Origin of the sequence: Mycobacterium sp. 1081908.1 (assembly GCF_001673535.1) — a bacterium.
Classification (GTDB): domain Bacteria; phylum Actinomycetota; class Actinomycetes; order Mycobacteriales; family Mycobacteriaceae; genus Mycobacterium.
In genome coordinates this window covers 1-24,624 of the sequence record NZ_LZLY01000090.1, presented here as the reverse complement: position 1 = coordinate 24,624, position 24,624 = coordinate 1, and the positions used below count along the sequence as shown (strand labels likewise).

24 protein-coding genes and 1 pseudogene are annotated in these 24,624 nt (G+C 69.8%); 8 read left to right on the top strand and 17 right to left on the bottom strand.

Features of this window, described 5'->3' with window-relative positions; all coding sequences use genetic code 11:
* Together A5655_RS13280 and A5655_RS13275 are read right to left on the bottom strand one after the other, a co-directional pair.
* Positions 1-1,807: biotin carboxylase N-terminal domain-containing protein (locus tag A5655_RS13280; protein ID WP_156764848.1), on the bottom strand; the 1,807-nt coding region annotated here is incomplete at its 3' end.
* Positions 1,804-3,339: a class I adenylate-forming enzyme family protein gene (locus A5655_RS13275; protein ID WP_197508686.1), complete on the bottom strand. Its 1,536-nt coding sequence runs from the start codon at positions 3,337-3,339 to the stop codon at positions 1,804-1,806. The genes A5655_RS13275 and A5655_RS13280, both read right to left, overlap by 4 nt.
* 38 nt (positions 3,340-3,377) lie before the next feature.
* Here A5655_RS13275 and A5655_RS13270 point away from each other — a divergent pair, with 38 nt between their 5' ends.
* The 3 genes from A5655_RS13270 (at position 3,378) to A5655_RS13265 (ending at position 5,112) form a co-directional block, all read left to right on the top strand.
* Positions 3,378-4,211 (top strand): thioesterase family protein, encoded by an 834-nt coding sequence (locus A5655_RS13270; RefSeq protein ID WP_067010725.1) that lies wholly within the window; start codon positions 3,378-3,380, stop codon positions 4,209-4,211.
* A gap of 80 nt (positions 4,212-4,291) precedes the next feature.
* Entirely contained in the window at positions 4,292-4,603 is a 312-nt protein-coding gene (locus A5655_RS28700; RefSeq protein WP_231999156.1) for an alpha/beta fold hydrolase, read from the top strand.
* On the top strand, positions 4,579-5,112 hold the full coding sequence (locus A5655_RS13265) for an alpha/beta fold hydrolase (protein WP_231999155.1): 534 nt from the start codon (positions 4,579-4,581) through the stop codon (positions 5,110-5,112). Before A5655_RS28700 ends, A5655_RS13265 begins: the two co-directional genes overlap by 25 nt.
* On the opposite strand, the gene A5655_RS13260 is transcribed toward A5655_RS13265, so the two are convergent.
* From A5655_RS13260 to dapB, 3 genes are read right to left on the bottom strand one after another with little or no spacing between them, the layout of a single operon-like run.
* Complete coding sequence (locus A5655_RS13260) at positions 5,070-5,525, bottom strand: flavodoxin family protein (protein ID WP_067010724.1); 456 nt, start codon at positions 5,523-5,525, stop codon at positions 5,070-5,072. The two genes, A5655_RS13265 and A5655_RS13260, sit on opposite strands and share 43 nt — an antisense overlap.
* Complete coding sequence (locus A5655_RS13255) at positions 5,522-5,980, bottom strand: hypothetical protein (RefSeq protein ID WP_156764847.1); 459 nt, start codon at positions 5,978-5,980, stop codon at positions 5,522-5,524. Before A5655_RS13255 ends, A5655_RS13260 begins: the two co-directional genes overlap by 4 nt.
* Positions 5,977-6,711 (bottom strand): 4-hydroxy-tetrahydrodipicolinate reductase, encoded by a 735-nt coding sequence (dapB, locus tag A5655_RS13250; RefSeq protein WP_067010722.1) that lies wholly within the window; start codon positions 6,709-6,711, stop codon positions 5,977-5,979. Before dapB ends, A5655_RS13255 begins: the two co-directional genes overlap by 4 nt.
* 168 nt (positions 6,712-6,879) lie before the next feature.
* On the opposite strand from dapB, the gene A5655_RS13245 reads away from it, so the two are divergent.
* Positions 6,880-7,224, top strand: coding sequence for a DUF732 domain-containing protein (locus A5655_RS13245; RefSeq protein WP_067010720.1), 345 nt, complete (start codon positions 6,880-6,882; stop codon positions 7,222-7,224).
* Positions 7,225-7,322: 98 nt separating this feature from the next.
* Positions 7,323-8,682: pseudogene (locus A5655_RS13240) on the top strand (HNH endonuclease signature motif containing protein).
* A gap of 10 nt (positions 8,683-8,692) precedes the next feature.
* Here the strand turns inward: A5655_RS13240 and A5655_RS13235 are convergent.
* Together A5655_RS13235 and A5655_RS13230 are read right to left on the bottom strand one after the other, a co-directional pair.
* A complete protein-coding gene (locus tag A5655_RS13235; RefSeq protein ID WP_067010719.1) occupies positions 8,693-9,772 on the bottom strand; it encodes a dihydrodipicolinate reductase in 1,080 nt (359 codons plus the stop codon).
* 6 nt (positions 9,773-9,778) lie between these two features.
* A complete protein-coding gene (locus A5655_RS13230) occupies positions 9,779-10,759 on the bottom strand; it encodes a Rieske 2Fe-2S domain-containing protein (protein WP_067010717.1) in 981 nt (326 codons plus the stop codon).
* A gap of 103 nt (positions 10,760-10,862) precedes the next feature.
* Here A5655_RS13230 and A5655_RS13225 point away from each other — a divergent pair, with 103 nt between their 5' ends.
* Positions 10,863-11,426, top strand: a complete 564-nt coding sequence (locus A5655_RS13225; RefSeq protein WP_067010727.1) for a TetR family transcriptional regulator — start codon at positions 10,863-10,865, stop codon at positions 11,424-11,426.
* Positions 11,427-11,435: 9 nt separating this feature from the next.
* Positions 11,436-11,948 carry a GNAT family N-acetyltransferase gene (locus A5655_RS13220; RefSeq protein WP_067010714.1) on the top strand — a complete coding sequence of 171 codons (513 nt, stop codon included), beginning with the start codon at positions 11,436-11,438 and terminating at the stop codon, positions 11,946-11,948.
* Here A5655_RS13220 and A5655_RS13215 read toward each other — a convergent pair.
* The 5 genes from A5655_RS13215 to A5655_RS13195 are packed head-to-tail and all read right to left on the bottom strand — an operon-like array spanning position 11,935 to position 17,742.
* On the bottom strand, positions 11,935-13,011 hold the full coding sequence (locus A5655_RS13215; protein ID WP_067010712.1) for a PDR/VanB family oxidoreductase: 1,077 nt from the start codon (positions 13,009-13,011) through the stop codon (positions 11,935-11,937). The genes A5655_RS13220 and A5655_RS13215 overlap by 14 nt on opposite strands.
* 10 nt (positions 13,012-13,021) lie before the next feature.
* Entirely contained in the window at positions 13,022-14,773 is a 1,752-nt protein-coding gene (locus tag A5655_RS13210) for an SDR family oxidoreductase (protein ID WP_067010710.1), read from the bottom strand.
* 3 nt (positions 14,774-14,776) lie between these two features.
* The gene (locus A5655_RS13205) at positions 14,777-15,697 is read right to left on the bottom strand and encodes a metal-dependent hydrolase (RefSeq protein ID WP_067010708.1); all 921 of its coding nucleotides are present in this window, start codon (positions 15,695-15,697) and stop codon (positions 14,777-14,779) included.
* Positions 15,698-15,750: 53 nt separating this feature from the next.
* Positions 15,751-17,211: an NAD(P)/FAD-dependent oxidoreductase gene (locus A5655_RS13200; RefSeq protein WP_067010706.1), complete on the bottom strand. Its 1,461-nt coding sequence runs from the start codon at positions 17,209-17,211 to the stop codon at positions 15,751-15,753.
* Positions 17,212-17,226: 15 nt separating this feature from the next.
* The gene (locus A5655_RS13195; protein ID WP_067010704.1) at positions 17,227-17,742 is read right to left on the bottom strand and encodes an Lrp/AsnC family transcriptional regulator; all 516 of its coding nucleotides are present in this window, start codon (positions 17,740-17,742) and stop codon (positions 17,227-17,229) included.
* A 67-nt stretch (positions 17,743-17,809) separates the two neighbouring features.
* On the opposite strand from A5655_RS13195, the gene ald reads away from it, so the two are divergent.
* Entirely contained in the window at positions 17,810-18,976 is a 1,167-nt protein-coding gene (ald, locus tag A5655_RS13190) for an alanine dehydrogenase (protein ID WP_067010702.1), read from the top strand.
* Here ald and A5655_RS13185 read toward each other — a convergent pair.
* The 5 genes from A5655_RS13185 to A5655_RS13165 all read right to left on the bottom strand — a co-directional run.
* Positions 18,917-19,939 carry a nitronate monooxygenase gene (locus A5655_RS13185; protein ID WP_067010700.1) on the bottom strand — a complete coding sequence of 341 codons (1,023 nt, stop codon included), beginning with the start codon at positions 19,937-19,939 and terminating at the stop codon, positions 18,917-18,919. The two genes, ald and A5655_RS13185, sit on opposite strands and share 60 nt — an antisense overlap.
* Before the next feature lie 4 nt (positions 19,940-19,943).
* Positions 19,944-21,302: a pitrilysin family protein gene (locus A5655_RS13180; protein ID WP_067010698.1), complete on the bottom strand. Its 1,359-nt coding sequence runs from the start codon at positions 21,300-21,302 to the stop codon at positions 19,944-19,946.
* Entirely contained in the window at positions 21,280-23,547 is a 2,268-nt protein-coding gene (locus A5655_RS13175) for a polyribonucleotide nucleotidyltransferase (RefSeq protein WP_067010696.1), read from the bottom strand. Before A5655_RS13175 ends, A5655_RS13180 begins: the two co-directional genes overlap by 23 nt.
* A 322-nt stretch (positions 23,548-23,869) precedes the next feature.
* Complete coding sequence (gene rpsO, locus A5655_RS13170; RefSeq protein ID WP_066909705.1) at positions 23,870-24,139, bottom strand: 30S ribosomal protein S15; 270 nt, start codon at positions 24,137-24,139, stop codon at positions 23,870-23,872.
* Positions 24,140-24,270: 131 nt separating this feature from the next.
* On the bottom strand, positions 24,271-24,624 hold a 354-nt coding region (locus tag A5655_RS13165; protein WP_304441659.1), incomplete at its 5' end, for a riboflavin kinase.

The following is a 24,624-nucleotide window of genomic DNA, read 5'->3' as shown; positions in this document are numbered from 1 at the left end:
GCCGCTTGGCGACCGCCGCCTCCCGGGCCTCGTCGCGGGTGAGCAGGTGCCGGTGCGCGACCTCGTCGAGGTCCGCGCGCGACCGGTCGAGATCGACTGCGGCCGCGGAGGATTCGCCCTCGGCCCCGGCGCCCGCCCGGGTGAAGACCAGCAACGGATCGCCGGTCCCGACGACCTGGCCCGGCGCCACCAGGCTCCGGACCGTCCGCAGCGCGTCCGGCGCGGCGAGCACGTGTTGCATCTTCATCGCCTCGAGGACGACGAGCGGGGCGCCGGCGCCGAATGCCTCGCCCTCCGCGGCCACCTCCACGACCGTGCCGGCGAGTTGGGCGCGCAGCGCTTCCTCGCCGGGGTAGAGCTCGACCGGCGCGACGCGGACGTCATGCTGGTGCGACAGCGCGGCGGCGGCCAGCGCTGGAAGCTTCGCGTCGAGGAAGTCCGTTGTCACCCAGCCGGACTGGATCCGGCTGTCACTCAGCAATTCCCGCAGGACCGCGATGTTGGTGCGCACGCCCTCGACGCCGAATTCGCCCAGGGCGGTGCGGGCCTTGCGGACCGCCGCCGGCCACGACGTGCCGCGCACGTGGGTGACGACCTTGGCCAGCAGCGAGTCGTAGCTGGGGCTGGTGACCAGGCCCGGCCGGCCGTAGGTGTCGACACGCACCCCGGGACCGCTCGGCGGCGAGAACACCGTCAACGTGCCCGCCGCGGGGAGCACCGAGCCGTCGGCGGCGAAGGTCTCCATGTTGACCCGGGCCTGGATCGCGATTCCGCGGCGCGCGGCCGGTTCGCCGATCACTTCGCTTCCGTCCGAGGCGATCCCGGCCGGGAGCCCGAGTTCGTAGTACGACGCCCCGCCGGCGATGGCCAGCTGGACGGCCACCAGGTCCACCCCGGTGGTTTCCTCGGTGACCGGGTGCTCGACCTGGATGCGCGGGTTGATCTCGAGGAAGACGAAGCTGTCCCCGGCGACCAGGAATTCGACGGTGGCCACGCCGCGCAGGCCCACCCGGGCGCACAGCCGGGCCGCGGCCTGGTGCAGGGCGCGGCGCAGCGCGTCCGAAAGCCCTTGGGCCGGTGCGATTTCGACCAGTTTTTGGTAGCGCCGCTGGACGCTGCAGTCGCGGTCGCCGAGGGCCAGCGCGCGCGTCTGGTGCCCGGCCGGGGCCCCCACGACCTGCACCTCGATGTGCCGCGCGGCGTCGAGCACCGCCTCGGCGAACAGCGCGGAATCCCCGAAGCCGAGTTGCGCCTCCGCGGCGCACTGCTGGTAGGCGTGCTCGATCTCGTCGGCCCCGCTCACCTTCCGCATGCCCCGGCCACCGCCGCCGCCGAGGGCCTTGATCATGACGGCGCCGTCCCGCTCGGCGAAAAACGCCTTGACGTCCTCGACGCTGCTGGGTCCCTCGGTCGCGGGCAGCACCGGCACGCCCGCGCCGACCGCGGCGGCGCGCGCCGCCGACTTGTCGCCGACCAGCTCGAGCACGTCGGCGCCCGGGCCGACGAAGGTGTATCCGGCTGCCGCGCAGCCGCGCGCGAATTCGGCGTTCTCCGAAAGGAACCCGTAACCCGGGTGGATCAGCTCGGCACCGGACTGCTTGGCCGCCGCGAGCAGTTCGGCCTGATTCAGGTAGGCCGCCGGCCCGGCGCCCGGCAGGCCGATCGCTTCGTCGGCCGCGTGTACGTGGGGGCTCTCGGCGTCGTCCTCGGCGTAGACGGCTACCGTCCGGATGCCCAGTTCCGTTGCCGTGCGGATGATTCGCAGGGCGATCTCGCCGCGGTTGGCGATCAGCAGGGTGGAGCTCATCGGAGCGGGTCGCCCCATTTCACCTCGCCGCGTAGCTTGCCCTTGAGCAGCTTGCCGCCGGCGTTGCGGGGCAGCGCTTCGTTCACCACGGTGACGTATTGCGGGATTTTGTAGTCGGCCAGGCGGCCGCGGCAGTGTTCGAGGACGGCGCGCACGTCGATCTCGCCCTCGCCGGCGAAGAGCACGGCGCCGACCTTTTCGCCCATCACGTCGTCGGGCACCGCCAGCACGCAGGCGTCGGCGACGTTGGGCGCCGACAGCAACGCCGCCTCGACCTCGACGCTGGACACGTTCTCGCCGCCCCGGTTGATGATGTCCTTGAGCCGATCGACAATATGTACCCGTCCCGCGTCGTCGACGCGAACCACATCGCCGGTGTGCAGCCAGCCTTCGGCGAACGTGCCCCGGTTGGCGTCCGGCCGATTCCAGTAGCCCGCGGTGACATTGGCGCCGCGCGTGACCAACTCGCCGACGCCGGGCTCGTCGCCGGCGAACGGGACCAGGCCGAGGTCCACCGAGGGCACGGCGTACCCCACGGAGTCGGCGTGCTCGACGGCGTCGCGGTCCGGCAGCACGGTCATCAGCGAGGCGGTCTCGGTCATGCCGTAACCGTTGAACACCGTGGCGTGCGGAAACGCCTCCTTCACCGCGCCCACCAACGAGGGCGCGATGGGCGCGCCCCCGTAGCCGACCCAGCGCACGCCGGACACGTCGGCCTGAGCGAAACCCTTGTGCCGCAACATCAGAGCGTAGATCGCCGGCACCGTCACCATGACGGAGATGCGTTCGGCGGCCAGCGTCGCGATCAATTCGTCGAGGTTGAGCGCGGGCATGATCACCGACGCGCCGCCGAGGCGGGCGGCGGCCAAAAGCTGTGAATTGCAGCCGGTTACGTGGAACAGCGGCACCGAGATCAGCGTGCGCATTCCCTCGCCCAGGTCTCTCGGCTGGTCGAGGCAGCGGATCGCGTTTTCGGTGTTGGCCAGGAAGGCCTCGTGGGTGGTCGGCACGCCCTTGGGGTGGCCGGTGGTGCCCGAGGTGTAGAACAGTGCGGCGACATCCGCGTGCGCGAGCCCGTGCGTCACGTAGGGGTCGCCGTCGGGCAACGGCGCGCCCGGCGGGAGATCCATCCGCGCGCCCGAGTCGGACCGGACGAATTCCACCTCCGGCTGCGCCGAGCGCGTATTGACCGCGACCACAACGCCACCGGCCATCACGATGCCCCAGAACGCGAGCACCCAATCGATGCCGGCCGGGTAGCGCACGGCGACGCGATCGCCCGGGCTCAGGCCGTCCGCCCGCAGCCCGCCCGCCACCCGCGCCGCGCGCTCCCACAGCTGGCGGTAGGTCAACCGGCCGGCGCCGAGTTCGACGACGGCCTCACTGTTCGGGCGGTTGTCGACCTGCTCGGCGAGCATGTCCAGCAGGGTGGCGGGCAGCCGATCGTAGCGCGGTATGCCGTCGGCGCCGCGGGAGACGCCGGTCGTCGGGAATGGGTTGTGCGTGCGGGGAATTTCGATCACTGGAGGCATGCCCGGTCCGTATATCCTCCTGCCCTATCGTGATAGCGATGACGATCGAGGATTCCGCCATCATGCCCGAGGCGTTCTTCGCTGTCGATGGTGACTCCTATCTGCCGGGGCCGATGACGCAGGGGCCGTGGGGCGTGGCGCTCGGCGGTCAAAACGTCGGCGGCCTGCTGGCGTTTGGAATAGAGCAATCCGGGATCGATCCCGACCTTCAGCCCGCGCGCCTCACGGTCGACCTGCTGCGCCCGGTTCTGCCCGAACCGGTGCGGATCGAGACCTCGGTGCAGCGGGAAGGCCGGCGCATCAAACTCGTCGACGCCGCGATGGTGCAGGACGGGCGAATCGTCGCGCGGGCCAGCGCCCTGTTCCTACGCCGAGGCGAGCATCCCGACGGGCAGGTGTGGTCCGGCCCGGTCGAGATGCCGCCGCTGCCGGCCGGCACCGACGGCTTCCCGGCCGACATACCGTTCCTCATCTGGGGGTACGGGGCCACGCTCTCTGGCAGTCCGGGCATCGCGGCCGGCGAGTGGGAACAGGCGCATTCTCAGAAGTTCGCGTGGACGCGCCTGTTTCGCCCGATGGTGCAGGGCTATCCGCTCACGCCGTTCACCCGCCTGGGGTTCGTCGGCGACATCACGAGCTCGCTCACCCATTGGGGCACTGGCGGTTTGCGCTACATCAACGCCGACTACACCGTCACCGCGAGCCGCCTGCCCGACGGCGAGTTCCTCGGATTGGCGGCCCAAAGCCACTACGGCACCGCGGGTGTGGCCACCGGCACCGCCACGCTGTTCGACCGGCATGGCCCGATCGGGTCCAGCACGGCCCTCGCTCTGGTTCAGCCGGCGGAAGCGTTCCAGCCGACCTACACCTGAGGTTGTCTTTGGCAGTTTCCGTGGGAAAGATGGCAGCCCCCGACGTCCCGGGGTGAGGCGGCGCCGGGGTTGTATGGGCTATGCCCGCCGCAATTTCGGCCGACGGCACCGTGATCGGATACGACTCCGTCGGCGTCGGACCGCCCCTGCTGCTGGTGCACGGCAGCACCGGCACGCGCGCCCGGTGGTCTTCGGTGACGCCACGGTTGGCGCAGCGCTACACGGTCCACGCGATGGACCGCCGCGGCCGGGGACTCAGCGCGGCCGAGGCCGGACCGTACAGCCTGAAACGGGAAGCCGAGGACGTCGCGGCCGTTGCCGAGGCCGTCGGCGGCGACGTGTACGTCATCAGACATTCCTACGGGCGTTGGCGGTCCTGGAAGCCGCCCTGATCACAGCCGCGTTCAGGCGGATCGTGCTGTACGAGCCGCCGATGCCGACACCGGGCCACCAGGTCGGCGCGCCGGACGTCTGCGCGCGCCTCAAGGCGATGTCCGACCCCCGCCAGATACTCCACGCCTTCTACCGGGAGACCCTGCACCTGGCTCCTTCGGCCGTCGAAGACCTGTCGAAGCGTGAGCTTCCCTACCTTGCCGACTCGATCCGGCACACCGCCGCCCGCGAGCTCGCGGCGGCCAGCGCCTACTGCGCAACCGGGCGGCTCGCCGGCATCGGCGTGCCGGTCCGGATATTGTTCGGCACCGAGAGCCCGGGGTATTTCCGCGCAGCCGCCGAGACCCTCGCCGCCCGAATCCCGGGCGCCACGACCGTCGCGCTGCGTGGCCAGGGACACCAGGCGATCGACTACGATCCGCGGCAATTCGCCAGCGCGGTAATGGAATTCGATACGCCGGACGTCTACCCCATCAGGGTGGCGGCGAGCGTACCCCCGAGCTCATAGGCCCGTTCGCGCACCGCGCCGTCGACGGCACCGACGACCTCGAGCACGTCGGCGGCCTGGCTCAGCGACAGCCCCGTCGCCAACTTACCGACGGCGGCCGCGGCGCCGACCGTGTCGTTGTTGCCGTGCACCCAAAGGCCGTACGGCCGGCCGGAAACGTGGTCGAGGCTCGGGTAGTAAACGGTGTCGAAGAAGTGCTTGAGCGCGCCGGACATGTAGCCGAAGTTGGCCGTCGTGCCGAAGAGGTAACCGTCGGCGTCGAGCATGTCCGGCAGGGTCGCCGCCAGGGCCGGCCGGCAGACCACGTCCACGCCGGTGATCTCCGGATCATTGGCACCGGCGAGCACGGCCTCCAGCAGTTCGCGGGTGCTCGGTGACGGCGTGTGGTGCACGATCAGCAGGGTCTTGCTCATCCGCCGGCCTGCAGCTCGACCGCGGTCTTCATGGCCTCCCGGGCACGCCGGCGGTCCCCCGCGTAGTCGTAGGCCCGGGCCAGCCGGTACCAGCGCCGCCAGTCGTCGGGATCGGCCTGGACCTCGGTGCGCACCGTGTCGAACAGGGCGTCGGCCGCGTCCCGCTCGATGCGGCCCGACGCACGCCGCGGCAGCGCGCTGGTGTCGAGTTCCATTCCGTCCGCGGCGATCAGGCGGGCGAGCCGCTGGTGGGCGAACCCGGCCCGCAGCGTGGCGATCATCGCCCACAGCCCGATGACCGGCATGATCAGCAGCGCGGCACCCAGGCCGACGGCGGCCACCCGGCCCGACGCGATCATCGCGAAGGCCAGGCGGCCCAGCAGCACGAAGTACACCAGCATGGCCACGCACATGAACGCGATCAGCAGCTGGATGTACAGCGTGCGTCCGGTCACGTGAGGTTCAGCAGGGGCTCGAGGCCCACGGTGAGGCCGGGCCGTTCCGCGATCCGCCGCACCGCCAGCAGCACGCCCGGCACGAACGACGTGCGGTCCAGGCTGTCGTGGCGGATGGTCAGCGTCTCCCCCTCGGTGCCGAACAGGATCTCCTGATGGGCGACCAGCCCGGCCAGCCGCACGGAATGCACGGGTATCCCTTCGACGTCGGCGCCGCGCGCACCGGGCAGGCTGGTACTGGTGGCATCGGGGTTGGGCGGCAAGCCCTTTCGGGACTCGGCGATCAGTTTCGCGGTGCGGGCCGCGGTGCCCGACGGGGCGTCGGCCTTGTGCGGGTGGTGCAGCTCGATGACCTCCGCCGAGTCGAAGAAGGGCGCGGCCTGCTTCGCGAAATGCATCGACAGCACGGCCCCGATCGCGAAGTTCGGCGCGATCAGCACCGACGTGTCGCTGTCGCCGAGCCACGACTGCACCTGGTCGAGGCGCTCCTGGGTGAAGCCCGTGGTCCCGACCACCGCGTGAATTCCGTTGCCGATCAAGAACTCTAGGTTGCCCATCACCACGTCGGGGTGGGTGAAGTCGATGACCACCTCGGTGTCGCCCTCGGTCAGCAGGCTCAGCGGATCACCGGCGTCCACCTCGGCGGACAGGACCAAATCGTCGGCGGCCTGCACCGCCGCCACCATCGTCGATCCGACTTTGCCCTTCGCCCCCAGCACGCCTACCCGCATGGCTTTCACCCTAGACGCCGGGTTCAGCCGGATCGACGGAGTGCGGTGTTAGGCATTTGGACACGCCGATGTCATTGAATCGTCGCCGATCTGCTAGCGCGTTTCTGGAAATTGCTCCAAGATAATTGAGCACTCAATCGGTTCGCTTCAAGTAAAGGAGACGGAACTATGGCGGCACGGCGGCGGTCTGGCCGATTTATGGGCATAGCGGCAATCAGCAGCCCACTTCTTGTCGCCGGTCTCGTCTGCGCCGGCCCGGCTCAGGCCGACCCCATCTCCTATCTCAACGACCTGCACAACGCCGGGATCCAGGACTTCGCCGGCGGCGATCCGGCGCTATTGGTGACGGGCCAGAGACTGTGCCAGCAATTGTCGTACGGCGTTCCTCCCGCGCAGCTGCAGGCAATGGCCCTGCAGAAGTCCGATACCGACCTGGGCCCCAACGGGCTGAACCCTGCGCAGGCGGACCTCCTCGTTTACTGGGCCCAACGCGATCTGTGCCCGAGCTCCTGACTTTTCGTCCGGAATGGCTCTATCCACAGTTCGGATTTAATCCACAGGAACGCGTCTCTTCGATAGCCGGCGTCGGCGCCGCGGCATAGCATTCGAACATGGGTTCGATAGCGTTTCCGGCCGAGGTGTCCGCCGCGCTGGACGAGCTGCACGCGGCCACGGCAAAACTTGCCGGGCTGAGCTTCGACGCCGTCAGCCCCGCGGTCCGGCTTCGCGCGCTGGAGCAGATGGAGACGTCGCGCCGCCGCCAGGTCGCGGTGAGCCACCACGTGATCGCCGGCCTGGCCGATGAGGATCCCGCCGACGTCGGCGGCCCGGTCCACAAAGCGGTCGCCGACTGGCTGCGAATTAGCTACGCCGAGGCCTGCCGTCGCCTGCGCGACGCCAAGCAGCTTTCCCCGCGCCTGACCCTCACCGGCCAGGAGCTGCCCCGAGCTGCCGGCCACCGCCGGGGCATGGCGAGAGGGAATGCTCGACGGGCAGCACCTGCGCGTGATCCAGACGTTCGTCCGCGACCTGCCGGGCGACATACCGGTCGACACCGTCGAAAAGGCCGAGCGATTCCTGGCCCGCCAGGCGCTGACGCTGCGCCCCGACCAGCTGCAGAGGGTGGCGAACCAGTGCGCGTTGCGGATCAATCCCGACGGGAAGTTCTCCGACGCCGACCGCGCCCGCCAGCGCGGCTTCACCTGGTGCGGACAGCGCACCGACGGGATGAGCATCGGGAAGCTGGTGGCTTCGCCGGAGTTGCGCGCCAACATCGACGCGTGGCTGGCGCGGTTCGCCGCCCCCGGGATGTGCAACCCGGACGACGAAACACCGTGCGTGGATGGCGAACCCGCCGAGGAGGGCGCCGGCAGGGACACGCGCAGCCACGCGCAACGCCAGCACGACGCGCTCAACGCCCTGGTGCGCAGCCGGCTGGGCGACCCGAAACTCGGCGTGCACAACGGGCTGCCGGTGACCGTCATCGTCTCGACCACGCTGCAGGAGCTCACCTCCGGCACGGGCCGGGCCTTGACGGGCGGCGGGACGCTGCTGCCGATGCGCGACGTGATCCGGATGGCCCGCCACGCCTACCACTACCTCGCCGTGTTCGACGAACACTCAAGCCGGCCACTGTATCTCGGGCGCACGCGGCGAATCGCCTCGGCGGACCAGCGCATCGTCCTGTACGCGAAGGACCGCGGCTGCACGCACCCCGGCTGCGACGCGCCGGGTTACTGGTCCGAGGTCCACCACGTCGAGGACTGGGCCACCGGGGGCCGCACCGACGCCGACAAACTCACGTTCGCTTGCCCGCCCGATCACAAGCTGATCGAAAAGGGCTGGCGGACAAGAAAACTCCCCGACGGGCGCACCGAGTGGATCCCGCCGCCGCACCTCGGCCGCGGCGCGCGCACCAACGACTACCACCACCCGGAACGCCTCTTCGACGACGACGACGAGGCGCCTTGACCCCGCCCGGCTACTTCTTGAACCGCCCCGCGAACCCGCGCAGCGGCAGGTCGGCGCTGGTGATGAGCCCCGGGCGCGCCGCCACCACCGACTTGATCGCGTACAGCGCGGGCATGCCGGTCACGGTCATGCCGATCGAGGCGAAGTTGTCCGGGTTGGACAGGTCCACCCCGGGCCGGGGAAAGATCATGTGCTTGTTGTAGACGCACGGGTCGCCCTTGATCTGAGTGATGTAGCAGCCCTTGATGTTCCAGCTCGGGTCGGTGTGCGGGGTCATCTGCCACTCCAGGTGCGTTTCGACGCGGGGCACCCCGTCCACCATGCCCTGGTACTTGATGTAGTTGCCGCCCAGCGACCCCTTGGGCAGCGTGTACCAGCCCAGGTCCACGTCCTTGGTGCAGGCGCCCAGCTCGTAGCTGAACTTCACCTCGTCCAGCGGCAGGCCGAAGCAGTCGGCCATCATCAGCACGCTGTCGGCGAAGACGCGGGTGTACCTCTCCAGCTTCGACGGGATCTCCGGGTCGTCGACCGGCTGGCCGTAGCCCACCTCGAGCCAGGTGTCCTTCGAGTGGTGACACGACACGTCGACGGACTCGATGGTGGTGACGTTCTCGATGTCGGCCACGTCGGCCGAGCACACCACGCCCAGGATCTGGTTCAGGCCCGGGTTCATGCCGGTGCCGTAGAACGTCGCGCCGCCCAATTCGGCGGCCTCGGCCAGCAGCTGGGTCACCGGCTTGCCCGACGGGTGCGGGTGGTTGGTGTCGCGGTGCCAGCCGGTGATCCAGTCGGCGGTGGTGACGATATTGATCCCCGCCTCAAGCACTTTGACGTAGAGGTCCTCGTCGGGGAACACGCCGTGAAACGTCAGCACGTCCGGCCTGGCGGCGATGATCTCCTCGACGGTGCCCGTTGCCGTGACGCCGTTGGGTGCGATGCCCGCGAGCTCCCCGGCGTCGCGGCCGACCTTATCCGGCGAATAGCAGTGCAGGCCAATGAGTTCCAGGTCCGGCTCCGTGGCGATTCGCCTGATCATCTCTTTGCCGACGTTTCCGGTGGCGACCTGGAAGACGCGGATCGGTGCATTCATTCGGCTTTAGCCTCCCTGATAGAACTGCTTGGCCCACTTGCGGATCGCGGTGAAGCCCTCGTATTCGTCGGGCGCCAGCGCGGGCGGGTCGGAGTAGCGCTGGTGCTGCCAGATCTCGATGTCCTGCTCGAACTGGCGAATCACTTCCCGCCCGAAGTCGGCCGCCCTCGGTTCGTCGCGCGCCGGGTCCTTGCCCGGCGTCCTGCCGATGTAGACCATGAACCGGACGTCGGAGGTGGATTCGTCGACGGGCGTGACGGCGGAGATCGTGCGGTTGTCGACCATGCCCCAGCTCTTGGTCACCGCGATGCCCAAACCGCCGTTGATGGCCTCCACACCGCTGTTGACGTCCTCGATCCGCTGGCCGTCGTCGCCCTCGAACGTGATTGTGAAATCGACGAAGGACACCGCGTCCGCGAAGTCGTGGCGGGTGAACACCGGCACGATCGGCGTGTTGTGGACGAACTTGAAATGCGCGAAGTCCACGCCGTTTTCGAGCACGTACTGCGGATGCAGCTCCAGACCCGCGCGATACAGCCGCTGCTGCGGGTAGTAGTCGTCCGCGTTGCGGCCATCGTCGAACGAGGCGAACACGTCGGGCGCGTCGAAGTAGGGTTCGCGGCGCTCGACGTCGTGCCAGATGTAGACCGACTGGTTGCGCTCCACCACGGGATAGGTGCGGATCCGCCTGCCGCGGTTGGGCCGGTCCTGGTACGGGATGCAGACGTTGCGCCCCTCGGCGCTCCACTGCCAGCCATGAAACGGACACTGCAGCACCTCGCCGACGACCTTGCCGCCGTAGCCGAGGTGCGCGCCCAGGTGCTCGCAGTAGGCGTTCATCACGGTGAGGCCGCCGGACTCGGCGCGCCACGCGACCATCTCCTGGTCGAAGTACTTCATCTTGTGCACGTCGCCGACGGCGATCTCGTCGGACCACGCGACCTGGAACCATCCGGTCGGTTTCATCGACAGGGGCGGCTTAGCCATAGAATCACAGTACCCTCTATGAAAATGTTAGGCTAGCCGGGTGGCCGAAACCAAGGTGGCCGGGCGGCGCCCCAACCGGCGCGGCAACGCGACGCGCGAGAGCATGCTGGAGGCCGCGCTGAAGTCGCTGGCCTCGGGCGAGCCGGGGTCGGTGTCGGCCAATCGCATCGCCAAGGACATCGGCGCCACCTGGGGCGCGGTGCAGTACCAGTTCGGCGACACCGACGGCTTCTGGGCCGCCGTGCTGCACCGCACCGCCGAGCGCCGCGCCGCCACCTTCTCGACCCCAGCGCAACCGGACGCCCCGCTGCGCGAACGCGTCGGCGCCATCATCGACACCCTGTATCGCGGCCTGGCGTCGGCGGATTCGCGCGCGATCGAGAACCTGCGGGCCGCGCTCCCCCGCGACCCCCGCGAGCTGGAGCGCCTCTACCCGCGCACGGCCGCCGAGCTGTTCTCCTGGGGCAAGAGCTGGCTCGAGACGTGCCAGAACGCATTCGCCGGCCTGGACGTCGACCCGGACAGGCTGCGGGAGGTGGCCGCGCTGATCCCCGGCGCGATGCGCGGCCTGGTGTCGGAGCGCCAGCTCGGCTCGTACGCCGACCTCGACATGGCCCGGCGGGGCCTGACGAACGCCCTGGCCGCCTATCTGGAGCGAAAGCCTTAGCCTTGACGTGTGGAGGCCCTCGACATCCGGATCCGCCAAGCCACGCCGGACGATTTCGCCGAGGTCGCCCAGATGCACTATCCGGTGTGGCGACAGTCCTGGGCCGGCATCCTGACGGCGCCGCTACTCGACATCCTGGGTCCGCCGCAGCGCTGGGTCGCCGAGATCTATCCCCACTCGCTGAATCGCGACGGCTGGCGGATGTGGGTCGCCGAATCCGGGGGCCGGACACTGGGCGTCGCGATCTTCGGGCCGGACCCCGACGAACGGGGCGCCGTCCAGATCGACGCGCTGTACATCGCGGACGAAAGCCAGCGGCACGGCATCGGCGGCCGCCTGCTCGACGAAATTCTGCGCGCACACCCGTCCGGCGACGTGATCCTGTGGGCCGCGGTGCAAAACGACAAGGCGCGCCGCTTCTACGAGAAGAACAACTTTCGCGCCGACGGGCGCACCCTGGACTGGGAGCCGCTGCCCGGCATCAAGGTGGCCCATGTGGGCTACCGGCTCACGCGTCGATGACCAGCCGGTCGCCCCTTGCCCGTGACACGCAGACCACCATTTCGTCGTCACCGACCGGCACGCGGCCGCGGTGATCGACCTGCCCGCCAAGCACTTTCACCTTGCACGTCCCGCAGAAGCCCTGCTGGCACGAATACGGGGTGGTCGGATCGAGATCGCGCATGACGTCCAGCGCCGAGCGGTTCGCCGGGACGCTGAGGACCCGTTGCGACCGCGCCAGCTCAAGCTCGAACGGGACCCCGTCGACCACCGGCGGCGGGCTGAACCGCTCGTAATGCAATGGCGCGTCGGCGAATTCGTTACGCGCCACCCGCACCGCCTCCAGCATGGGCGTCGGCCCGCAGACGTACACCGCCGTCGCCGGACCGGCGCCGGCCAGCAGGTCGTCGACGCCCGCGAAGCGGCCGCGCTCGTCGTCGGCCCAGACCGTCAGCCGGTCCCCGGCCAGTGCGGAGACCTCGTCCAGGAACGGCATGTACTCGCGGCTTCTTCCGGCATAGATTGCGCGCCAGTCGATTCCGCGCTGCAGCGCCGCGTGCATCATCGGCAGGATGGGCGTCACCCCGATGCCGCCGATGACGAATAACACGTCGCGCTCGGCGCTGCCGAGATAGAACGCGTTGCGCGGGCCCTCGAACACGCACGTATCGCCCACCGCGAAGACGTCGTGCATCTCGATGGAACCGCCGCCGCCGTCGGCGATCCGGCGGACGGCGATGCGGTAGTCGGTGCGCCGCCTCGGCGGACCGCACAGCGAGTACTGCCGGCGCCGGCCCGAGGGCAACTGCACGTCGATGTGCCCGCCGGGCGTCCACGACGGGAGCAATCCGCCGTCCGGGTCGGCCAGCGTCAGCGCCACCACGTCGGGGGCGACGAGTTCGCGCCTGGTGATCACGGCGCGCAGGGCGCGCGGCACCGGTTTCACCCGCGACGGCCGCCACCGCGAGACCGCGGCGAATCCCCCGAACCACAGGCGCACGCCCCACAGCATGGTGCCGAGGCGGTCGCGGTCGCGACGACCGTACAGGTCGACCGGCCTGCTTCCCCAAATGCTTTCCGGCACGGCGTAATCCCTAATTCTGGCGTATGTCGTAGCGGGCGAACAGGCGCAGCGCCGACGGGCTGACGCGCCGCAGGGCGTAGCCGATGCGGGATTCGGCGGCGATCGGCAGCACGGCGGGGCCGGTCTCGACGGCCCGCACGATCGCCTTGGCCACGGCCTCCGGTGTGTAGTTGCGGCGCCGGTACGCGGCGTCGGCCCTCTGTCGGGCGCGCTCCTGTTGTTCGGCGGTCATGCCGGCGTAGACGGTGCTCTTGGCGATGTTGGTGTTGACGAATCCCGGGCACGCGGCCGTGACGGAGATGCCCTCGTCGGCGAGGTCGGCGCGCAGCGATTCGCTGAACGCGAGCACCGCCGCCTTGGTGGTGCCGTAGGCGACCATGGATTTCGACGGGACGAACGCCGCCGCGGAGGCCACGTTGATGATCGTGCCGCCCTCGCCACGCTCGACCATCTGCTCCGCGAACGCCCGGCACCCGGAGATGACGCCGCGCACGTTGACGCCCAGGATGTCCTCCCAGTTCGCCGAGCTCGTCTCCAGGAACCGGCCCGCCATCCCGATGCCGGCGTTGTTCACCAGGATGTCGACCACGCCGTGGTCGTTAAGCACTTGTGCAGCAAGGGCGTTCATCGCGGGCTCGTCGCTGACGTCGACCTCGTACACCGCCGCCTCGGCGCACGCCGCGCGCACCGCGTCGGCGCTGTCCTCGGCGGCGGCCAGGTCGCGGTCGACGATCACCACCTTGCGGGCGCCGCGCCGGGCCAGTTCCACCGCGGTGGCCCGGCCGATGCCCGCACCCGCCCCCGTGACCAGCGCGAGCTTGCCGCCGACCTCGCGCGGTCCGCCCCGCACCACCGAGCCGCGGACCGCGCCGGCGACGGTCCGATCGACCCATTCGGCGGTCAGCCGGGCGATCACCTCGGGGCGCGACGTCACCACCCAGTGCCCGCCCTCGATACCGACGACCCGGCCCGCACCGGGAATCGCGCCGGTGAACCGCTGCAGCGCGGGCGTCACGAAGATGTCCTTGCGCGGCACCAGAACCTGGACGGGGACGGCGGTCGTCGGCAACTGCCGGCCGGCCCGCAGCATCGGGCCGGGCATGTTGGCGCGGTACAGGCCCAGCCCGTTGAGGTAGTCGGCGATGGACCGCGGCGGCCGCTCGCACCGGCTGCGGGTGCTCGACCGGCCGATGCGCTCAAGGGCCTCATGGACTTTCACGCCGAGCCGCGAGCGGAACGCCAGCTCCGGCACCACGGGACACAGGAAGAACGCGATGTACACCGAGCCCAGCAGCTGCCGGGCGATCTGACCGAAGGCGCGGGGCGTGCGCGCCGAGCGCAGGAACCTGCCCGCGTAGCGCAGGTGCGGACCCGAAATCGACGTGAACGACACGACTTTGCCCGCCAGTTCGCCGGTGACGGCCGGCCAGGCCTGGATCGACCCCCAATCGTGGGCCAGCAGGTGCACGGGCCCGACGCCCAGGCTGTCGATCACCGCGCCGATGTCGGAGACCAGCTGGGGAAAGGCGTAGCCGGATCGCTTTGCGGGGCGGGATGATTCGCCGGCGCCGCGGACGTCGTAGGCCACCACGTTGTAGCGGCCGCGCTTGACGAGCTCGGAAGCCACGCCGTCCCACAGGTGATGGTTGTCGGGCCAGCCGTGAATCGCGAGGATGGTCGGGCGCGCCGGGTCGATCTCGGTGTAGCGGTGCACCGCCAGGGTGACGCCGTCGGATGCGGTGACGCTCGAGGTTGCGACCATCGGTCAGTGCGACGCCCGCGCGGCGGGCGAGAGCGCCAGGTAGTCGACCGCCAGCTCCAGCCCGCCCAGCTGCGACGGGTGGAAACCCGGCCGGTAGTAGTCGCCGACCACCCGCACGAAGCGCAGCGGCCCGGGCACCAATCCCCGCCGCGCCGCGCGGATGTAGTCGCGCCAGCGCGGCTTGGTTCCGGGCGGCAGGTGCGGGTCAACCGAATACAGGAAGCGGACCCCGCGAACCCAGAACAACAGCATGGCCGGCGTCACGACCAGTTGCGCTCGCACCCGTCGCAGATACCCGGCGCGCAGGTGCTTCATGGTGTCGAAGGCGACGGCCTTGTGCTCGACTTCTTCGGCGCCGTGCCAGCGCAGCATGTCCAGCATCACCGGGTCGGTGCCGATGGCGTCGTGGGCGGGCGCGGCGAGCACCCACTCGCCCAGGATGGCGGTGTAGTGCTCGACCGCCGACACGATCGAAACCTGCTCCAGCAGCCAGCTGTGCCGGCGCCGTCGGCCCCACCCGGGCTTCGGGCCGAGCAGCTTCTCGAAGAGCCACCTGATCTGGTCGGTGTACGGGGTGAGGTCGACGCCCTGCGCGGCGAAGTGGGCGAGCACCTTCGAGTGCGCCTGGGAATGCATGGCCTCCTGGCCGATGAAGCCCTGCACGTCGAGCCGCAGCTGGTCGTCCTTGATCAGCGGCAGCGCCTGCTTGAACACGTCGACGAAGAACTCCTCGCCGGCGGGCAGCAGCAGGTGCAGGACGTTGAGGACGTGGGTCGCGAACGGTTCGCCGGGCACGTAGTGGAACGGCAGCCTTGCCCAATCGAAGTCGACGTCGCGCGCCTCGAGGACCAGGCGCTCGTGGTCCAGCGCCGCCCCGCGGCGACCACAGTGCGGACCCGCTGCCTGGTCGTCGACGGTGAACATCGCAGGCAAGTATAGTGACGCGGCCCAGCTATGCGAAACCGCCGGTACCGGGTTTATCCTGCCGCGACGCGGCGGCGCAGGTCGTACTGCGCGGGATCGGCGTGTGCCAGCATGGCGCGGTGTTTGGCCGGTGTGAACGGCCAGACCTCGGGCACCCCGTCCTTGTTCAGGTACCAGCTGTTGCAGCCGGTGGTCCACACGGTGTCCGGCATCGCGGCGCGCAGCTGCGCGTTGTAGCGCTCGGTCGCCGAGGCCGACGGCTCGATGGTGTCGAATTCGCCTCGGCGCCAACGCTCGATCCAGCCCAGGATGTGATCCGCCTGGTGTTCGGCGACGGCGGTGAGCGAGTGGTTGCCCACCGGGCTGTGCGGACCCAGCATCATGAAGAAGTTGGGAAAGCCGGGCATCGCCACGGTTTGGTAGGCGCGTGGCCCGTCGCGCCACACGTCCTCGGCGGCGGTGCCGTCCCGGCCGGTCAGGCACATCGGCCGGAAGAACGCGTGTGTGTCGAATCCGGTGCACAGCACGATGATGTCCACCTCGTGCAGTTTGCCGTCGTCGGTCACGATGCCCCGACGCTCCACGTGGTCGATTCCGGCGGTGACGAGCTCGACGTCGTCGCGCTGTATCGCGCGGTAGAACCCGCCCGACACCACCAGCCGCTTGCACATCGGCTGGTAGTCGGGCGTCAGCGCCGCGCGCAACTCCGGATCGCGCACCTGGCGCAGGCTGGCGCGGCACAGCGCCCCCATGGCCTTGCGCCGCAGGCCCGGCTTGGTCAGCGCGACGGCGAAGGTGTCGAAGATGAGGCCGTACGCCCGGTACGCCACCCGGTCGAGCCAGGGCACGGCCCGGTGGGTGAGGCTGGCGAACCGGGAGTATTGCGGGTTGGGCATCGGGACGATCCACTGCGCGGTGCGCTGGAACAGCACCACCCTGCCGGCCACGCCGGCCAGCCCGCAGACCAGCTGCACGCCGGTGGATCCGTTGCCGACCACCGCGATTCGCCGGCCCGACAGCTCGACCGAATGGTCCCAGCGCGCGGAATGAAAGGCGTGCCCGCCGAAGTCGTCGAGCCCGGCGATCGACGGCATCCGGGGATGGTGCAGCACGCCGGTCGCCGAGATCAGGAAGTCGACGGTCGACTCGTCGCCGGCGTCGGTGCGCAGCACCCAGCGGTCGTTCTCGAACCGGGCGCTGACGATCTCGGTGCCGAACCGGATCCGGTCGCGCAGCCCGAATTGGTCGGCCACGCCCCGGAAGTAGGCCTGGATCTCGCCGCCCGGGGAGAACATGTGCGACCAGTCGGGCTTGGTGGCGAAGGTGTACTGGTACACCCGCGACGGCACGTCACAGGTCAGACCCGGATAGGTGTTTTCGCGCCAGGTGCCGCCCACCTCGTCGGCCTTCTCGTAGAGAGTGATGTCGCGAATGCCGCTGCGCAGCAACGCGATTGCGACACACAGGCCGGACATGCCGGCCCCTACGATCGCCACGGCGGGATCGCGCCTCATCCGCCGATCATAGGACTAAACGGGCGCCGCGCCACGAAGATGTTCGAAAATCAGCGACGTCTGGGTGCCCGCGACGTCGGCGTCGGCGTTGAGGTTCTCGACGACGAACGCGCGCAGGTCCTCAGTGTCGCGGGCGGCGACGTGCAGGATGAAATCGTCTGCGCCAGCGAGGAAATAGACGTCCATCACCTGGCGCCGGGTGCGGATCTGCTGGATGAAGCTGCGGATCTTGCCGCGCGCGTTGGACTGCAGGGTGACCGAGATCATCGCCTGCAGCGGCAACCCGACGGCGACCGGATCCACGTCGGTGTAGAACCCCCGGATCACCCCGAGGTCCACCAATCGGCGAACCCGGCCGTGGCACGTGGACGGCGCGATCCCGACCGCCTCGGCGAGCGCGTTGTTGGTGATGCGCGCGTCGGCGTGCAGCAGGGTCAGGATCTTGCGGTCCACCGCGTCGAGGTCGGCGGGCCGAACATCCTTCGGCGGGTCGGCCGGCCGGCGGGTCCGCTCGGGAGATGGCTCGGGCACGACACGACTCTACAGAATTTTCATCAGCATGTTTGTCGCACTTTCGAACTTTCTTCACACTTGAGGCATGCGCGTCGGCGTCCCCACCGAGACCAAGACCAACGAGTTCCGCGTGGCCATCACCCCGGCCGGCGTCGCGGAACTCACCCGCCGCGGCCACGAGGTCCTCGTCCAGTCCGGCGCCGGGGAGGGGTCGGCGATTCCCGACGCGGAGTTCAAGGCGGCGGGCGCCGAGCTGGCCGGCGCCGCCGATCAGGTGTGGGCCGACGCCGACCTGCTGCTCAAGGTCAAGGAGCCGATGCCGGCCGAGTATGGCCTGTTGCGCCGGGGCCAGGTCCTGTTCACCTACCTGCATCTGGCCGCTTCGCGCGCCTGCACCGACGCCTTGTTGGCCGCCGGCGCAACCTCGATCGCCTACGAGACGGTCCAGACCGCCGACGGCGCGCTGCCCCTGCTGGCCCCGATGAGCGAGGTCGCCGGCCGGCTCTCCGCGCAGGTCGGCGCCTACCACCTGATGCGCACCCAGGGCGGGCGCGGCGTGCTGATGGGCGGGGTGCCTGGGGTCAAGCCCGCCGACGTCGTGGTGATCGGGGCCGGCACGGCCGGCTACAACGCCGCCCGGGTCGCGACCGGGATGGGCGCGACCGTCATGGTTTTCGACGTCAACGTCGCCAAGCTCCGGCTGCTCGACGCGGAGTTCGCGGGCCGCGTCGGCACCCGCTACTCGTCGGCCTACGAACTCGAAGGGGCCGTCAAGCGCGCCGACCTGGTGATCGGCGCCGTCCTGGTGCCGGGCGCCAAGGCGCCCACGCTCATCCCGAATTCCCTTGTCGCGCAGATGAAGCCGGGAGCGGTGCTGGTGGACATCTCCATCGATCAGGGCGGCTGTTTCGAGGATTCGCGGCCCACCACGCACGACGATCCGACGTTCGCGGTGCACGACACCGTGTTCTACTGCGTGGCGAACATGCCCAGCGCGGTGCCCAAGACGTCGACCGTCGCGCTGACCAACGCGACGATGCCCTACGTGCTCCGGCTCGCCGACGCCGGCTGGCGGGCGGCGTGCCGGTCGGATCCCGCTCTGGCCAAAGGGCTTTCGACGCACGACGGGATGTTGCTGTCCGAACGGGTGGCCACCGACCTGGGCCTGCCGCACACCGACCCGGCGAGCACCTTAGACGTCGAGGCCGGCGATGATGTCGGCCACGGGGCCCGGTCGGGCCTCACCGAATGACGTTCCCGCCCAGAGGGTCATCCCGTCCGGGTCTTCGCGTTCGCTCGCGGCTTCGCGGATCGGCAAGGTCATCTGGTTGACCTCGGGGTAGCCGAGCGGGGCGACCGTGTCCAGGCGCCGGATGAAGTCGTTTTCCAGGCCGCGCGCGTATCGGCCCGAGAACGCGCGCGAGACGATGGTCTTGCCGAAAAGCTGGTTCTTCATGGCGGTGCGGTGCGCCTGGCTGGTGCCGGCCTCGTCGGACAGCAGCAGCGCGGTGCCGACCTGCGCGGCCACCGCTCCCCTGCGCAGCACGCCGGCGACGTCCTCGGCGGTGCCCAGCCCGCCCGCCGCGATGATCGGGATGTCGCGGTGCGCCCGGTGGATCCGGTCGATCAGCTGGTGCAGCGACTCGGTACCCGGTTCCATGTCCGGCGCGAACGTGCCGCGGTGCCCGCCGGCGTTGGGCCCCTGGACCACCAGGCTGTCCGCGCCCGCGGCGACCGCGATCCCGGCCTCGTACAGCGACGTCACCGTGACCATCACCAACAATCCCTGCGCGCCCAACCGCCGGATCACGTCGGGCGGCGGCACGCCGAAGCTGAAGGACACCAGCTCGGGGCGGACGTCGGAGACCACCTCGAGCTTGCGCTCCCAGTCGTCGTCGTCACCGAACTCCGGCCGGCCGACCTCGCACTGGTAGTGCTCGGCGATGTTCTCGAGCTCCTCGGCGTAGTAGTCCAGCGCGATCCAGTCGGCGACGCTGGGCTGGGGCACGAACAGGTTGACGCCCAACGGGCCCGTCGTCATGGCGCGCGCGGCGGCGATGTCCTCGGCGAACCGCTCGGCGCTGACGTATCCGGCGGGGATGAACCCGAGTCCGCCGGCGTTGGACACCGCCGCGGCCAGCGCGGGGGTGCCGGGGCCGCCGGCCATCGGCGCACCCACGATGGGCACCGCGATATCCCAAAAGCCCAGAACCACGGCGCTAATGTACCATCGCCCGAAGTTGTTGGGGCAGCGATCGTTTCGATGCGTACGGACCCAGAACGGCGGCGCCGTAGCGCTTGCCCAGCAGACGGCGGGCCACGGCGTTGACCTGCTCGACGGTCACCCCGTCGATCTGTTGCAGGGTGTGTTCGATGCTGCGGTGTTTGCCGTAGTTCAGCTCGCTGCGGCCGATGCGGCTCATCCGGGAGCCGGAGTCCTCCAGCCCGAGCACCAGCCCGCCGCGCAGCGACCCCTTGGCGATGCGGCATTCCGCCTCGGTGATGCCGTCGCGCGCCACCGCGTCGAGGACCTCGCTGGTCACCCGCATGACGTCGGGGAAACGCTCGGGCAGGCACGCGGCGTACACGGACAGCGAGCCGCTGTCGGCGAAGATGTCCACCGCCGAGTAGACCGAATAGGCCAGCCCGCGCAGCTCGCGGACCTCCTGAAACAGCCTGGAGCTCAGGCCGCCGCCCAGCGCGGTGTGCAGCACCGACAGCGCCCAGCGATGTTCCCAGCTGCGCCCGGGCGTGCGGACGCCCAGCGACACGTGGGTCTGCTCGGCGTCGCGGTTGACCAGCGCCAGCCCGGGTTGTCCGGTGACCCGCCCGGCGCCCTTGCGGGGCGCGATCGGCTGCCGCCCGCGGACCAGGTGCGGCCCGAAGTGCGCGCGCACCAACGCGACCACCTGGTCGTGATCGACGTTGCCGGCGACCGCGACGACCATCCGTTCCGGGGTGTAGCGCCGCACGTGAAACGAGTGCAGCTGGCCCCGCGTCATCGCCGAAACCGAACGCGCGGTGCCGATCACGGGCCGGCCCACGGGATGGTCGCCGAAGAGCGCCGACAGGTAGATGTCGCCCAGCGCGTCCTCGGGGTCGTCGTCGCGCATGGCGATCTCCTCGAGGACGACGTCGCGTTCCAGCTCCACGTCCTCGGCGGCACAGCGGCCGTTGAGCACCACGTCGGCGACCAGGTCGATCGCCAGCTCCAGGTCGCTGTCGAGCACGTGCGCGTAGTAGCAGGTGTGCTCCCTGGCCGTGAACGCGTTCAGCTCGCCCCCGACGGCGTCCATCGCCTGGGCGATGTCCACGGCCGTGCGGGTCGGGGTCGACTTGAACAGCAGGTGCTCGAGGAAGTGCGCCGCCCCGGCCACCGTGGCGCCCTCGTCGCGCGAGCCGACGCCGACCCACACCCCGACCGAGGCCGAGCGCACCGCGGGCAGATGCTCGGTGACCACCCGCAGGCCGCCCGGCAGTGTGGTGCGGCGGACGGCCTTGTGGTCGGCGTTCAATTCGGCGATCTGCGTGCCGCGACGCAGGGACGCCGCGGGATCAGCTGCTGGTCGTCGCGGCATCGGCGGGAGCGGGCGCGGCGGACGGCGTTTCCGTAGCTTCCTCTTCGTCCACCAGGACCAGCGAGATCTTGCCCCGCTTGTCGATGTCGGCGATCTCCACCCGCAGCTTGTCGCCGACGTTCACGACGTCCTCGACCTTCGCGATGCGCTTGCCCCGGCCGAGCTTGGAGATGTGCACCAGGCCGTCGCGGCCGGGCAGCAGCGATACGAACGCGCCGAAATCCGTTGTCTTGACGACGGTTCCGAGGAACCGCTCGCCGACGGTCGGCAGCTGCGGGTTGGCGATGGCGTTGATCCGGTCGATCGCGGCCTGCGCCGAGGGCCCGTCGGTGGCGCCGACGAACACGGTGCCGTCGTCCTCGATGGAGATCTGCGCGCCGGTCTCCTCGGTGATGGCGTTGATGACCTTGCCCTTGGGCCCGATGACCTCGCCGATCTTGTCCACCGGGACCTTGATGGTGGTCACCCGCGGCGCATACGGGCTCATCTCGTCGGGCGCATCGATGGCCTCGGCCATCACCTCGAGGATGGTCAGGCGCGCGTCCTTGGCCTGCGCCAGCGCGCCCGCCAGCACCTGCGACGGGATGCCGTCCAGCTTGGTGTCCAGCTGCAGCGCGGTGACGAAGTCCTTGGTGCCGGCGCACTTGAAGTCCATGTCGCCGAACGCGTCCTCGGCGCCGAGGATGTCGGTCAGCGTGACGAAGCGGCGCTCGGTCTTGCCGTCCACCTCGACGTCGTCGGAGACCAGCCCCATCGCGATGCCGGCCACCGGCGCCTTGAGCGGCACCCCGGCGTTGAGCAGCGCCAGGGTGGACGCGCACACCGACCCCATCGAGGTCGAGCCGTTGGAGCCCAGGGCCTCCGACACCTGCCGGATGGCGTACGGGAATTCCTCGACGCTGGGCAGCACCGGGATCAGCGCCCGCTCGGCCAGCGCCCCGTGCCCGATCTCGCGCCGCTTGGGCGAACCGACCCGGCCGGTCTCGCCGGTCGAGAACGGCGGGAAGTTGTAGTGGTGCATGTAACGCTTGGACGTTTCCGGTCCCAGCGAGTCGATCTGCTGGGCCATCTTGACCATGTCGAGCGTGGTGACGCCGAGGATCTGGGTCTCGCCGCGCTCGAACAGCGCGCTGCCGTGCGCCCGCGGCACGACGGCGACCTCGGCCGACAGCGCGCGGATGTCGGTGATGCCGCGGCCGTCGATGCGGAAGTGGTCGGTCAGGATGCGCTGGCGCACCAGCTTCTTGGTCAGCGAGCGGAACGCGGCGCTGACCTCTTTCTCCCGGCCCTCGTAGGTCTCGGCGAGCCGTTGGGCCACTTCGGCTTTCAGCTCGTCGGTGCGCGCGTCGCGCTCGGCCTTGCCGCCGATGGTCAGCGCCTTGGCCAGCTCGTCGGTGGCCACCGAGGCGACCGAGTAGTAGACGTCTTCGGCGTAGTCCGGGAACACCGGGTACTCACCGACCGGCTTGGCGGCCGCGTCGGCCAGCTCCTGCTGGGCGGCGCACAGCGCGCCGATGAACGGCTTGGCGGCCTCCAGGCCTTCGGCCACAACGGTTTCCGTCGGCGCCTGGGCGCCGCCCTCGACCAGTTCGATGACCTTGTCGGTGGCCTCGGCCTCGACCATCATGATCGCGACGTCGGGACCATCGGAGCCGTCGACCTTCCGCCCGGCGACCACCATGTCGAACACGGCGCGCTCGAGCTGCTCGACGGTCGGGAACGCGACCCAGGTGCCGTCGATCAGCGCCACGCGCACGCCCCCGATGGGGCCGGAGAAGGGCAGCCCGCTGATCTGGGTGGAGGCCGACGCCGCGTTGATCGCCAGCACGTCGTACAGGTCGTTGGGGTCCAGGCTCAGGATCGTCACCACGACCTGGATCTCGTTGCGCAGCCCGGAGACGAACGACGGGCGCAGCGGGCGGTCGATGAGCCGGCAGGTCAGGATCGCGTCGGTGGAGGGGCGGCCCTCGCGCCGGAAGAACGAGCCGGGGATGCGGCCCGCGGCATACATCCGCTCCTCGACGTCGACGGTGAGCGGGAAGAAGTCGAAGTGCTCCTTGGGGCTCTTGCTGGCGGTGGTCGCCGAGAGCAGCATGTTCTCGTCGTCCAGGTAGGCGACGACGGCGCCGGCGGCCTGCTGGGCCAGCCGGCCGGTCTCGAAACGGATGGTGCGGGTGCCGAAGCTCCCGTTGTCGATGGTGGCGGTCGCCTCGAAGACGCCCTCTTCAATTTCAGCTACAGACATGGGTGTCCGTATGGCCTCTCTGGGTATTGAGCTGTTTCGCGTCGTCACGCGCGAGTAACCCGAGAGCTTCCCTAAAAGGAAGAAGTCTGAATGCGGCTACGGCCATCGATCGAAGCGGCCGACCTGCCCCAGATCCGGAGAGCCCGGCAGCCACTACCGAAGACCGCCCGATGCAGACCGGGCTGCTCCCTTGTGACTTGCTGGAACGGCTTACGCGGATCTGCGCAAACCGCACCGTTTGCTCGGGCCGAACCGGCCCAGAACGCTCCTACTCTACACGGGCGAACTTGGCCGGCCAGCGCCACTCGGGATTTGCCAGACGTCAGCGACGCAGGCCCAGGCGCTCGACGAGCGAGCGGTAGCGCTCCACGTCGATCTGGGACACGTACTTGAGCAGCCGGCGCCGCCGGCCGACCAGCAGCAGCAGTCCGCGCCGCGAGTGGTGGTCGTGCTTGTGCACCTTGAGGTGCTCGGTGAGGTCGGCGATCCGCCTGGTCAGCAGCGCGACCTGGGCCTCCGGGGACCCGGTGTCGGTGTCGTGCAGGCCGTAGGAGCCCAGGATTTCTTTTTTCTGCTCGGCAGTAAGCGCCACGAAACTATCTCCATCAATCGGTCCGCGATCATTTGGAATTCAAGGCGCGGCCACCGCGAACCGCAGCACGCGCCGATGTCGTCAGGCAGTTTAGCAGCGGGCCGGCGGCGGATCCGAATCGTCGGGCGGGGCTAGTCGGTGAGCAGGCCGCGGGCCCGCTCGGTGTCCTTGCCCATCGCCACCACGAGGTCCTTCACCGCGTCGAACTTGCGCTGCCCGCGGATTCGCGCGACGAAGTCCAGGGCCACGTGCTGCCCGTACAGGTCGGCGGTGGTGTCCAGCACGAACGCCTCGACGGTGCGGGTGCGCCCGGAGAAGGTCGGGTTGGTGCCGACGGACACCGCGGCCTGATAGCGCTCCCCCGGCACGACCGTGCCCGTCACCGGCCCGTGCCCGAGCACGGTGAACCAGGCCGCGTACACGCCGTCGGCCGGGATCGCCGAGTACATGGGCGGCGCGACGTTCGCGGTGGGAAAGCCCAGCTC

Excerpts from the sequence above, each read along its gene's own strand:
- A5655_RS13275 (WP_197508686.1), bottom strand. The coding sequence starts at position 3,339 with ATGCCTCCAGTGATCGAAATTCCCCGCACGCACAACCCATTCCCGACG.
- A5655_RS13270 (WP_067010725.1), top strand. The coding sequence starts at position 3,378 with ATGACGATCGAGGATTCCGCCATCATGCCCGAGGCGTTCTTCGCTGTC.
- A5655_RS28700 (WP_231999156.1), top strand. The coding sequence starts at position 4,292 with ATGCCCGCCGCAATTTCGGCCGACGGCACCGTGATCGGATACGACTCC.
- A5655_RS13260 (WP_067010724.1), bottom strand. The coding sequence starts at position 5,525 with ATGAGCAAGACCCTGCTGATCGTGCACCACACGCCGTCACCGAGCACC.
- dapB (WP_067010722.1), bottom strand. The coding sequence starts at position 6,711 with ATGCGGGTAGGCGTGCTGGGGGCGAAGGGCAAAGTCGGATCGACGATG.
- A5655_RS13245 (WP_067010720.1), top strand. The coding sequence starts at position 6,880 with ATGGCGGCACGGCGGCGGTCTGGCCGATTTATGGGCATAGCGGCAATC.
- A5655_RS13235 (WP_067010719.1), bottom strand. The coding sequence starts at position 9,772 with ATGAATGCACCGATCCGCGTCTTCCAGGTCGCCACCGGAAACGTCGGC.
- A5655_RS13230 (WP_067010717.1), bottom strand. The coding sequence starts at position 10,759 with ATGGCTAAGCCGCCCCTGTCGATGAAACCGACCGGATGGTTCCAGGTC.
- A5655_RS13225 (WP_067010727.1), top strand. The coding sequence starts at position 10,863 with ATGCTGGAGGCCGCGCTGAAGTCGCTGGCCTCGGGCGAGCCGGGGTCG.
- A5655_RS13210 (WP_067010710.1), bottom strand. The coding sequence starts at position 14,773 with ATGGTCGCAACCTCGAGCGTCACCGCATCCGACGGCGTCACCCTGGCG.
- A5655_RS13205 (WP_067010708.1), bottom strand. The coding sequence starts at position 15,697 with ATGTTCACCGTCGACGACCAGGCAGCGGGTCCGCACTGTGGTCGCCGC.
- A5655_RS13200 (WP_067010706.1), bottom strand. The coding sequence starts at position 17,211 with ATGAGGCGCGATCCCGCCGTGGCGATCGTAGGGGCCGGCATGTCCGGC.
- ald (WP_067010702.1), top strand. The coding sequence starts at position 17,810 with ATGCGCGTCGGCGTCCCCACCGAGACCAAGACCAACGAGTTCCGCGTG.
- A5655_RS13180 (WP_067010698.1), bottom strand. The coding sequence starts at position 21,302 with ATGCCGCGACGACCAGCAGCTGATCCCGCGGCGTCCCTGCGTCGCGGC.
- A5655_RS13175 (WP_067010696.1), bottom strand. The coding sequence starts at position 23,547 with ATGTCTGTAGCTGAAATTGAAGAGGGCGTCTTCGAGGCGACCGCCACC.